The organism is Pantoea sp. X-Soil-ISGK-355, from assembly GCF_059730805.1.
In genome coordinates, this window is sequence record NZ_AP035971.1 from 1,977,003 (window position 1) to 1,988,651 (window position 11,649).

Below are 11,649 nucleotides of genomic sequence, written 5' to 3' on the forward strand. Positions count from 1 at the left end.
GAAAATGGTCAGCAGACCAGGGTAATTTTATGATTGACCTGCTCTGCACCCGCACAGAAAGGCGCAGGCGCTGACCGCGGCACCGGCATAGCAGACGGCATGCCATCCCCAGAGGGCGTAAAGCTGGGTGGCGGCAGTCGCGCCCAGCGCACTACCCAGCGAGTAAAAGCACATATAGGCACCCACCAGACGACTGGCCGCCTCGGGCCGGGCCGCCACGAGCAGGCTCTGATTAATCACATGCACCGTCTGGATAGCGAAGTCTGGCAGGATCACCCCTAAAACCAGCAGCAGAAGCGCGCTTTGCAGCGCGGCTATCGGCAGCCAGGAGAAGGTCAGCAGCGCCAGTGCGAATCCCGTGGCGCGTTGCCCCCGTCCCTGATCAGCCCATGTGCCCGCTCTGGAGGCCGCCAGCGCCCCGGCCAGGCCCGCCAGTCCGAACATCCCAATCTCAGTGTGTGTCAGCGACAGGGCGGTCAGCGGCAGCACCATCGGGGACCAGAGCATACTGAAGGCCGCAAAAATCAGCAGCGCCAGGATGCCTCGCCTGCGCAACAGCGGTTCTGTGCGGAACAACCGACGCACCGACAGTAACAGCTGAGGGTAAGCGGTGCGCGGCGTCTGGCCGGTTGTAGCGGGCAGCACTTTCACCAGTATCAGCGAAATGAGCAGTAACAGGCCCGCGGCCGTTAGATAGACCGCACGCCAGCCCGCCAGATCGGCAATCATCCCGGCAACAAAGCGCGCCAGCAGGATGCCGATCACGATGCCGCGGGTCACGCTGCCCACCACCTGTCCGCGCTGTTCTGGTGACGCCAGCATGGCGGCCCACGCCACCATTAGCTGCGTGACCACCGCCATGAATCCCACCAGCAGCATTGCGCAGAGCAGCGTCATCAGGTCTGGCGCAACCGCAGCAGTGATTAACGCCAGCACGGAAAACAGCAACTGGGTAATCACCAGTTTTTTGCGGTTCACGCAGTCGCCCAGCGGCACCAGAAAGATCAGCCCAAGGGCGTAGCCGCTCTGCATAGCCGTTACCACTGTGCCAATGGTACCGCTGGAAACCTGCAGGCTGGCGGCGATCGATTTCAGAAGAGGTTGTGCCGAGTAAACATTGGCGACCGCCAGCGCAGAGGTGAGTGAGAACAAAAAGATCATCCGGGACGAAAGCGCAGGGATCGCGGCTGGGGGCGAATCGGCTTCAGGATCATGCGCCTTGCCAATCGTACAGGTCATGTTGCTTTCCTTTCTGGTTTTTATTTGAAACTGGATTGGCGATATCTTTAACCGGGCTGGTTTTTTTTTGCCACTCCTTTTCGGAGTGGCTAAACTGGCATCATGAGACAGGCAGCGTGAGAGAAGAGCATGGCTAAGCAGGAATCCCTGAGAACCAGCGAGTGTCCGATCGCCAGAACCCTGGAGTCGATAGGTGAGCGCTGGTGCATGATGATCGTGCGTGAAGCCTTTGATGACGTCCGCAGATTCAGTGACTTCCAGCGGAATTTAGGGCTGGCGAAAAACATCCTGGCGTCACGCCTGAAGCTGCTGGTGGAGATAGGGGTGTTTGAGATTGCGCCAGCCTCCGACGGCAGTGCCTACAGCGAATATGTTCTGACCGAAAGAGGTCGTGCGCTGTTTCCGGTTGTGGTCGCGATGCGCCAGTGGGGCGAGCGTTACCTGTTTGAGAAAGGCGAGACACACTCCGTGCTGCTGGATAATGCGGAAGGAAAGCCGCTTGCGCGGCTGGAGGTTATTTCCTCACAGGGGCAAAAACTGGAACCGGCCGACTGTCATCGTCAGCGAGTGGTTGCTGAAGGGTAACCGTCAGGATTTTTCCTCTTCCGCACACTCTGAAACGGACAGGCCTGACATCGCACGCGTTACCCGATCATCGCTATTGTCGGTGGCGGTGATCGAACAAAATGCCTTACTCCCGTTTTACGCTCCGTCATAAGGGCGTTATCCCCGGAAACAGGTCCCCGCGCTTCCTCATCCTTTCGTGCCCCGCATCATGACAGGCCTGTCGATATCATCACATTTTCCAATGACCGGTTGCCTTGTAACTTGTCAGGGCGCATGACATTCTCGCTAATTGTATAGACATGTATCTTCAACCAGAAACCGGGCACATTACTTTTTCAGTTAACGCGTCTCTTACTGTTCCAGCGAGGAATCTATGTCGGTCAAATCATCTGTATCAGCTTATTCAGGCGCAGAGAAACCACGCCTGTCAGAAACCCGTTCCATTGATTACATCCCGCTGCGTGAGCGTCATGGTCACTCCTTTAGCCAGTTCACGCTCTGGTTCGGTGGCAATCTGCAAATCACGGCCATTGTCACGGGTGCACTGGCGGTGGTGCTGGGTGGAGACGTCGTGTGGTCGCTTATCGGCTTACTTGTGGGACAGATTCTGGGTGCAGCGATCATGTCTTTGCATGCGATCCAGGGCCCGCGTCTGGGTTTACCGCAGATGATCACCAGCCGTATGCAGTTTGGCGTGTTTGGTGCCGTCATTCCGCTGGTGCTGGTGTGCATGATGTATGTGGGATTTTCCGCCAGCGGGACAGTGCTAGCGGGACAGGCGCTGGCTAAACTTATCGATGTCAGCAATTCAGCTGGGATGATCCTGTTTAGCATGCTCATCGTGATCATCGCGGTGCTGGGCTATCGCATGATTCATCAGCTCGGGAAGGTCGCGAGCGTCATCGGCGTTTTAGCTTTTGCTTATCTGTTTATCACGCTGTTCACCACGCATGACTTATCCGCCGTGTGGCAGAATCAGCACTTTACCCCGGCAAATTTCCTGCTGGCGGTTTCCCTTTCTTCCTCCTGGCAGATTGCCTTCTGTCCCTATGTGTCGGACTATTCGCGCTATCTGCCAGCTGATGTCTCCGCGAAGAAACTCTTCTGCTCGGTCTTTTTTGGCACCGTACTTGGCACGCAGGCTTCAATGACGCTGGGGGTGATTGTTGCTGCCATTGCCGGAAGTGCGTTTGCAGGCAATGAGGTCGGTTACATCGTGAACATGGGCAGCACGGCGACCATGGCCATGGTGATTTATTTCGCCATTTGCTTTGGAAAAATCACATTTACCACGCTGAACGCCTACGGCAGTTTTATGTCACTGACCACCATTATCTCTGGCTTCCGTCAGCAAACCACGCTGAGTCGGGGCGGGCGTATTCTGTTTGTGGTGCTGATGGTGACGCTGGCCTGCGTCATTGCTCTGGTCAGTGAGCCGGCCTTTCTGAAATCCTTCACCCACTTCCTGCTGTTTCTGCTGGCTTTCTTTGTGCCGTGGAGCGCGATCAGCCTGACCGATTTCTATCTGATCACCAGGGGCAAGGTTGATGTCCCGGCACTGTCGCAGCCGGGTGGACGCTATGGTCGCTGGAACCTGGCCGGTATTACCGTCTATTTTCTGGGCGTGCTGGTGCAACTGCCGTTTATCGATAATCCGCTGCACCATGGATCGCTGACCTGGATTTTTGCCGGTAATGATGTCTCGTGGATCATCGGCTGGTTTGCGACGGCACTGTTATGGCTGATCGCCAGCCGCTGGGATCGCCGGGGCACACCTGAACAGTCAGTTTATCCCGCAGAGTGACACGCTGAAGCCTCTGAGCAACCAGCGCTCAGGGGCTGTCAGTCTGTGTGGGTGTGATCGCCCGCATGTCAGATGACCGTCGTGCCAGACAATCTGATTGTCTGAAATCAGGCGGCTGAAACATCCGCTGCGCCGGTCTGCGCCTCTGCCACCAGCGGTTTCTCCGGTTGCAGCAGCGTCATTGCCAGCATACTGCCAAAGGCGATCAGCGCGGTGACGGTAAACATTGCGTTGTAGCCGTAATATTCCGCCAGCCAGCCGCAGAGCATCGGAGAGATAATCGCTGCCAGATTGGCTATCGCCAGCGTCATGCCGCTGTAGGTGCCCACCGACGCTTTCGGGGTGACATCAATCACCACCGACCAGTAGACATTGTTCACCAGTGCATTCAGTGCATTGCCCAGGGTCATCAGTGCAATAATCCCGGCAGCCGACTGCACATAGGGGATCGCCATAAAGCAGCAGGCAGTGCCGCACAGCGTGACGGCGGCAAACAGATTGCGCGCCAGACGCAGGTTACGGAAGCGGGCCAGCAGGGCGTCGGCAATGCGACCGCCCAACAGCACCGTGATACAGGCGCCGCTCCACGGGATCATCGCGACGTACCACAGTGAGTGCAGGTCGTAGTGGAAATTATCCTGCAGATATTTCGGCATCCAGGTCACCAGAGTAAAGGTGATGTAGAGGAATGAAAAGTAACCGAGCGCGTTGCAGACCAGGGTGCGGCTGGTAAAGAAGCGCCACCAGGGGAGGGGGACACTGTCGCCCGCGCTGCGGCGCTGACCAGTCTGGATAAGCTGACGTTCTGCGGCGTTGGTATGTGGACTTTTCTCCGGGCTGTCGCTGAAGGTGCGGGCAAACAGCGCCATCGCCAGCAGGGAGAACACACCCAGCAGGATAAACATCATCCGCCAGTCATGGGTCAGCAGCAGCAGGCCCACCGCAATCGGGGCGGTCAGCAGCGCACCCACCTGGGTCGAAAGCAGGCCGATACCCAACGCGAAGCCACGCTCGCTGTCAGGTGCCCAGTGGGCAATCGCCTTGTTCATCAGCGCATAGGCCGGGCCTTCGGAAAAACCAAACAGGATGCGCAGGGCAGCAAAGCCCATAATGGCGGAGCCGCCAAACAGCGCCATGCCCAGTTCACCCGCCCAGGCGGTGGCGATCTCCAGCAGCGACCAGAGCACGCCGGCCAGCAGCCAGACTTTTTTCGTGCCGATACGGTCGGCAAGAAAGCCGCCACACAGCGAACCAAACAGATAGCCAAAGCCAAAGTAACCCAGCACGGCACCGAGCTGGACTTTGCTGAAGTGGTACTCCGCCGCTATGGCGTTGGCCGCAAATGACAGGGCGCCGCGATCGATGTAGTTGATCAGGGCGATCAGGAACAGCAGTGAAAATATGGTGTAACGGTAACGGCTGGTTGTCATCTCACTTCTCCTGATTAAATGTCTCAGGAGAGCAGAAGCAAAATTGATGCCGGAAAGGGCATTTATCCGGCAAACAGCGGACAAGCACTGGGTACGGGCCGCTGAGCCCGCCCCGTGTAGGGTTAGCTGATCCCGCTAATTATTCGCCTGCGCATCAATGCGGTGCAGTCATTGCCTGTCGATGGTGAACCTCAGGCAGCGTTATGATGCGTGCTGCTGACGTGGGGCAGTGGGATAAGCACGACGTCCGCTTCAGCCGTGGTTTTATCATGTGGCATTTCGCCAACGTGCTGCAACATCTGCCGCTGATACGTCGCATCAGCGACTGTTGTCTGTTCACTCAGCAGCACGCCCGCTTCATTAACATTTTTTCCTGCCACTTTTACTTTGCTGGTGGCACTGGCCAGCATCCACTCATATTCAATATCGACATGGCCGCTATCAATACAGCGAATTCCGCGCTGACTTAAATCATACGCCAGCACGGTTGCCGTCGGCCCTAATGAAATTAAGACCAGGTCAAAGTTGACGGCATTCGCTAATACCGTATCGAAAAGACGATCATAAACGGAAAAAGCATTACGGTTCAGCGTCGTAATACGTTTAATTTCGCTGGCCCCCTCCAGTAAATCATTGCCTAATCCCAGACGTGTGCCACTGCCTTCAACAATTAATACCCGGCGACCCTGATAAAGCTGTTTAAATTTATCGAATATCGTCCTGGATAATTGTTTGCTTTTATAATCGTGATAAGGGCGGGTCACTGAGGTATTGCCATACTGGTACTGATGATTCAGCAGAGCATCATAATGTTTAAAGTAAAATGATTTATGGAAGAACCAGAACAGGGCCGATCCATTTTTCATACTGCGGGTGGTGCGAAAAGCATCCGGCAGGCAAATCAGACAGTCCGGGTTGTCCTGGGGGGCCTGCAGCAGCAGCGCCTTGAGCCTTGCCGACAGTTTTGGGTCAAATGGCTGAAAGCCAATGTTTTTATACCAGGTCATCTCCAGTTCCCCGTCGCCGTAACGGGCCAGTGATAATTGCGGTTTACGTAATAGCAGATCGATAGTTTCTTCTATCGACATGACGGAATAACGCTTTACCCGTACCTGCGCGGCAGGATAGCGAATGGCTGCATTAATAAATTTAAACGGGAAACGAAACTTACGATAAATACTGTGAAGTGCGGACATAGTTAGCCTGCCTGGGTTATTGCTGCCAGAGAAAATCCCGCCTGCTGGCCGGATAAATTCTTATAACAGTGCTGATATATATCACAGATAGAAACAGCGTCAGGCTACGGAATATCTGAAAGCGATTTCATGGTCAGAATCCATTTTATTATTAATCTGTTTCTTATTAAATGAAGCGCTAAAAAAATAATGGCAGATTAAAGTCAACTGCCAGAATTAATACTTTGAAAATCATTGACACCGCATGAGCACTGATCAGCAGACAGTTTAAAACTGCAGTGTATTAAGTTTTCTGCTTATAGCATTAAGAGCTTTTGCAGCACGACGTGAATAAACCATTAGGCTTATTTGACACTTATTACCCCTGTTTGATCAGACTTAAGCTGGCGTTCATGAAGCGCAACGGATCTGTCAGTTATTCACCTTTGAACAAAAGATGCGATAACGCACGGCCTATCGTTAATTTTTTGTGATGGATATCGCGTATTTGGCCCTTAGGAAAGTAAATAAAGCGGTGGTAAAGCCTCTGCAGTCGACATTTCTAATAAATATTACTAATGATTTACGCCTGTACACGTTTTTACATATTTCTCATGTACGTTAAAATCTCGTTGAATTTATGTTTCCAGCTTAACTTTCTGATGACCGCTAATGACCCGAGGATGGATCATGATCAATAAAATAACCAGCGTAATCATGGTGATATTTGCCATCGCCCTGATTTACATGGGAGGACAACTTCTGCTTGCAGGAGGCAGCGCGTTCTATGCGTTGATGGGTGTGGGCGTTCTGCTCAGCGCGATTCTGCTGATGATGAACAAACGTAGTGCACTGACGCTGTATGCGCTGCTGATGTGGGTTACGCTGTTCTGGACGATCTGGGAAGTGGGCTTCGACAAATGGCAGTGGATCCCGCGCGGCGACCTGTTTGGCGTGCTGGGTCTCTGGCTGGCGCTGCCATGGGTGGTACGTCCTCTCTATCAGGGACAGCGTCGCTTCCATCCTTTCCTTGGCGGCTCAGTGGTGCTGATGGTGCTGCTGGTGATTGGCCTCTGCTTCTACGATCCGCTGCCGCAACAGGGCACCATTAACACCCAACGTAATAGTTCCGCGACCGGCGGTGCTACTGAAGAGTGGAACGCCTATGGCGGTACGACGGATGGCCAGCGTTTCTCGGCACTGAAGCAGATCACTAAAGATAACGTGAAAGATCTGGAAGTGGCCTGGACCTATCACACCGGCGATTTGCGCCAGGGTGATGATGCGACTGAATACACCTTTGAAGCGACACCGCTGAAAGCCAACGGCATGCTCTACTTCTGTACGCCGCACAATGAAGTCCATGCTCTTGATCCGGAAACCGGTGCGGTGAAGTGGAAAACAGCGCCGGATAAAAACCGCTCTTATCTGCAGCAGCACCAGACCTGTCGTGGCGTGAGCTACTTCGATGCCGGTCAACAGGCGGAGCAGCAGACAGGCGCATCCCCGGCTATCTGCCGTAAACGTATCTTTAATGCGACTACCGATGCCCGCCTGCTGGCGCTGGATGCCGATACCGGTAAAGCCTGTGCTGACTTTGGTGACAACGGCGTGGTAAACCTGCGCGCCAACATGGGCGAGGTGCGTCCGCACGCGCTGATGCAGACTGCCGCGCCACTGGTGGCAGGCAATCTGGTGATCGTTGGCGGTTCGGTGATGGATAACGGCTTCAACAGCGGCAACCCATCGGGTGTGATCCGTGCCTATGATGCCGTTACGGGTCGTCTGGTGTGGAACTTCGATCCGGCTAATCCGGATAACACTGCACCGGTCGCCGCAGGCGCAACCTATCCACAGGATACCCCGGTCGCCTGGGCCACCCTGAGCGCCGACCTGAAAAACGGCCTGGTTTATGTGCCGTTTGGTAACGCCTCGCCGGATGAAGTGGGACTTGAACGCGATCCCGCCAGCAACACTGAAAAATTCCGTGATGCGCTGGTGGCACTGGATCTGAATACAGGAGCGTTCAAATGGCGTTATCAGAGTTCGAACCACGACCTCTGGGATCGCGATAACCCGTCACAGCCGTCGCTGGTGGACATCAACTATCAGGGCAAACCGCAACCGGCGGTGATCCTGCCGACGAAAACCGGCAACCTGTTTGTGCTGAACCGCCTGACCGGTGAGCCGGTTTACCCGGTAGAGCAGGTTAAGGTCTCCACGGATGGCATTAAGGGCGAACAGTACGCGGCGACCCAGCCGGTCTCCAGCCTGAACTTCATTCCGCAGCCGCTGACTGAGAAGTCGATGTGGGGCATTACGCCATTTGACCAGATGGCCTGTCGCACGACCTTCCGTGAGCTGCGTTATGATGGTAACCCTTGGACGCCGCCAACCGAGAAGGGCTCGCTGATCTTCCCGGGCAACATCGGGGTGTTTAACTGGGGTTCCGTGGCTGTTGATCCGCAGCGTCAGATGCTGATTGCGGCACCGGTGCGCCTGGCCTACAAATACAACCTGATTAAGCGCACGCCGGAAACCGAAACCCAGCGTACTTTCACCAAAGATGGCACGCCGTACTGGAATGAAAACTTCCACGGAGATTACGCTATCCACATCCAGCAGATGGCGTCGGGTCTGGGTATTCCCTGCATCGCGCCACCGTGGGGACGGATGGTCGGTGTGGATCTGACCACCGGCAAAACTGAATGGCTGCGTCGCGTCGGTACCACCAAAAACCTCAAGACCAGCTTCCTGCCTGGCCGCTTCCCGCTCGGTTTCCCGATGGGTATGGTGGCGCACGGCGGACCGCTGCTGACGGCGGGTGATCTGGTGTTCCACGGCGCAACGGCAGATAACTTCTTCCGTGCTTACGACAGCACCACTGGCGAACTGCTGTGGCAGACTGAACTGAGCGCGGGTGCGCAGGCCACGCCATCCACCTTTATGGGCAAAGATGGCAAGCAGTATGTGGTGATTGCCGCGGGCGGCCACGGCTCGCTCGGCACCACGGCGGGCGACAGCGTTGTCGCTTTCCGTCTGAAGTAATCCTGACCCGCTGAGCGCCGCCCCGGCGCTCAGCTTTTTTCACACCTCTGCCTGTCAGATCTCACGCCCGGCTTATCGCGACAACCTGTTGTATTTCATCTCAATTCTTTCATCTCCGTATTCACACCATCTGATAACGCATCGAAACCATTTCGTGACAGCGCTCCCGCTTTAACGATTTCTCCTGCCTGACAGACTTGCGCATTAAGCCGCGAGGCGTAGATTAATATATGACTTCACAATTAATCGTGAATACGAAAAGTACTTCACAATACGCACTCTGAAGGATTGATGCTCATGTCGGAACTGAAATTTGCTACCCGTCTTAACTCTTTCGCCTCGGGGGCGCACCTCTACTGGCCCGATCAGCAGGGCAAGCCCTCTGTGCTGCAGATGGTTGCCCGTGCAGGCAAGGTCAAAGGCTTAACGCATCTCGACCTCAACTATCCGCAACATCTCACCAGCGATATCGCCACACTGCGCCAGGCGATCAGTGATGCGGGTCTGGCCGTTAACGGTATGCAGATGCGCTGGGACGCGCCGCAGTTCAAAATCGGCGCGTTTACCCATCCCGACGCGAAAGTGCGTCGCGAAGCGATTGAACTGACCAAGCGCGGCATCGACGCGGGTCGGGAATTTGGTTCACGGCTGATGACGCTGTGGATGGGGCAGGACGGTTTCGATTACTGCTTCCAGGCGGACTATAAGAAAATCTGGGAGGATGCGGTCAGCGCCGTGCGTGAAGTGGCGGAGTATGCACCGGACGTTGACGTCAGCATCGAATATAAACCCAATGAGCCACGCGCCTACAGCATCTTTCCCAACGCCACCACCTGTCTGCTGGCTGTGGAAGAGGCGGGCTGCGCCAACCTGGGGATCACCCTGGATTTTGCTCATGTCCTGTTTGCCAATGAGATCCCGGCTTACGCCGCCGCCATGGTGGCGCGCCGCTCACGGCTGCTGGGGCTGGACCTTAACGACGGCTGGGGCAAGCGTGATGACGGCCTGATGGTTGGCTCAGTTAACCCACGCGCCACGCTGGAGTTTCTCTGGCAGATGCAGCGTGATGGCTACCGCGGTGCCTACTACTTCGATACCTTCCCGGATGCCAGCGGTCTTGACCCAATCCGTGAGGCAGAAAGCAATATTGCGACCGTGACCCGTCTGCTGAGGCTGTGTGACCAGCTGCACGACAACGCGGCGTTACTGGCGGCCATCGGGCGTCAGGATGCGGTGGCCTCTCAGCAGATCGTCAATGACATCATGCTGGCGCGCTGACAGCCGATTAATCATAAAAACATCACACCTCTACCCAACACCCTGAGAATAAAAAATGAAAAAACGCCTGCTTGCTCTTATCGCCTCCTCACTGCTCTGCAGCACGGTTTATGCGGCAGAACTGGCACCGCTGCAATCCGATACTGAACCGGATCGCACCGACTGGACCCAGCTCGACACCAGATATGGCGCACTGCCAAAAGTCGATAAGTCGCTGAAGATTGGTGGGGTATCGAAAACCCTGACCAATGAGTACTGGCGCTCACTCGGCCAGGGCTATCAGAACGTGGCGAAAAAGTATGGTTTCACTGTCGCTTATCAGGCGGCAGCCAATGAAGACGATCAGCTCGGTCAGCTCTCCATTGCGGAAACACTGATTTCGCAGGGCTTTAACGGCCTGCTGGTTTCGCCGCAGACCGATATCAACCTGGAGCCTGCACTGGAGAGTGCCAACAGTAAAAATATTCCGGTGGTGAACGTTAATGATGCAGTAATGCCGAATGCGCGCTACTACGTCGGCAACGTCCAGAAGGATAATGGCGTGCGGGTGGCGAAGTGGTTTATTCAGCACCATCCGCAGGGCGGCAAAGTGGCGGTGATTGAAGGGCAGCCAGGGGTTTATGCCGCCGGACAGCGCACCCGTGGCTTTAAAGAGACGCTGGACAGCGCAGGGAAGTTCACCATCGTGGCCAGCGTGCCCGCTAACTGGAGTCGCGAGCATGCCTTTAACGCCGCATCGACCATTCTGCAGCAGCATCCTGATTTGATCGGCTTCTATGCCAACAACGACACCATGGCGCTGGGCGTGGTGGAGGCGGTACGCGCGCAGAACAAAGCGTCACAGGTGGCCATCTTTGGCACTGACGGTATTTCCGATGCCTACGCCTCGATTAAGCGCGGCGAGCTGACCGGCACGGTCGACAGTTTCCCGGTGCTGACCGGTGAAGTGGCGATGGACGTCATTATCAGGCTGATCAACGGACAGAAACTGTCGCGCGTTGTCTCGACACCTCAGGCGCTGATCACCAAAGAGAATGTTGAGGCGTTCTCAACCAAAGACAACAACCGGTTGCGTCAGCTGCTGGCTCAACAATAGGTCTGCGGGAGC

At 55.5% G+C, this 11,649-nt stretch carries 8 protein-coding genes; 5 read left to right on the forward strand and 3 right to left on the reverse strand.

What is annotated here, in order from left to right; all coding sequences use genetic code 11:
• Nucleotides 1–27: 27 nt before the first annotated feature.
• Nucleotides 28–1,239, reverse strand: coding sequence for an MFS transporter (locus tag AC6I8J_RS09170; protein WP_497825283.1), 1,212 nt, complete (start codon nt 1,237–1,239; stop codon nt 28–30).
• A 129-nt stretch (nt 1,240–1,368) separates the two neighbouring features.
• Between AC6I8J_RS09170 and AC6I8J_RS09175 the strand changes: the two genes are divergently transcribed.
• The gene (locus AC6I8J_RS09175) at nt 1,369–1,824 is read left to right on the forward strand and encodes a winged helix-turn-helix transcriptional regulator (RefSeq protein WP_497825284.1); all 456 of its coding nucleotides are present in this window, start codon (nt 1,369–1,371) and stop codon (nt 1,822–1,824) included.
• 355 nt (nt 1,825–2,179) lie between these two features.
• The gene (locus tag AC6I8J_RS09180; protein ID WP_260058180.1) at nt 2,180–3,610 is read left to right on the forward strand and encodes a purine-cytosine permease family protein; all 1,431 of its coding nucleotides are present in this window, start codon (nt 2,180–2,182) and stop codon (nt 3,608–3,610) included.
• Nucleotides 3,611–3,717: 107 nt separating this feature from the next.
• Here the strand turns inward: AC6I8J_RS09180 and AC6I8J_RS09185 are convergent, their stop codons facing one another.
• Nucleotides 3,718–5,040 (reverse strand): MFS transporter, encoded by a 1,323-nt coding sequence (locus tag AC6I8J_RS09185; RefSeq protein ID WP_161732332.1) that lies wholly within the window; start codon nt 5,038–5,040, stop codon nt 3,718–3,720.
• Nucleotides 5,041–5,231: 191 nt separating this feature from the next.
• The gene (locus tag AC6I8J_RS09190) at nt 5,232–6,236 is read right to left on the reverse strand and encodes a GT-D fold domain-containing glycosyltransferase (RefSeq protein WP_497825285.1); all 1,005 of its coding nucleotides are present in this window, start codon (nt 6,234–6,236) and stop codon (nt 5,232–5,234) included.
• A gap of 669 nt (nt 6,237–6,905) precedes the next feature.
• Between AC6I8J_RS09190 and AC6I8J_RS09195 the strand changes: the two genes are divergently transcribed.
• The 3 genes from AC6I8J_RS09195 to AC6I8J_RS09205 all read left to right on the forward strand — a co-directional run bounded on the left by AC6I8J_RS09195 (nt 6,906) and on the right by AC6I8J_RS09205 (nt 11,637).
• Nucleotides 6,906–9,263 carry a membrane-bound PQQ-dependent dehydrogenase, glucose/quinate/shikimate family gene (locus tag AC6I8J_RS09195; RefSeq protein WP_260058183.1) on the forward strand — a complete coding sequence of 786 codons (2,358 nt, stop codon included), beginning with the start codon at nt 6,906–6,908 and terminating at the stop codon, nt 9,261–9,263.
• A 297-nt stretch (nt 9,264–9,560) separates the two neighbouring features.
• Nucleotides 9,561–10,541 carry a TIM barrel protein gene (locus tag AC6I8J_RS09200; protein WP_285085772.1) on the forward strand — a complete coding sequence of 327 codons (981 nt, stop codon included), beginning with the start codon at nt 9,561–9,563 and terminating at the stop codon, nt 10,539–10,541.
• A 55-nt stretch (nt 10,542–10,596) separates the two neighbouring features.
• Nucleotides 10,597–11,637, forward strand: a complete 1,041-nt coding sequence (locus AC6I8J_RS09205; RefSeq protein ID WP_497825286.1) for a sugar ABC transporter substrate-binding protein — start codon at nt 10,597–10,599, stop codon at nt 11,635–11,637.
• Nucleotides 11,638–11,649: the final 12 nt, after the last annotated feature.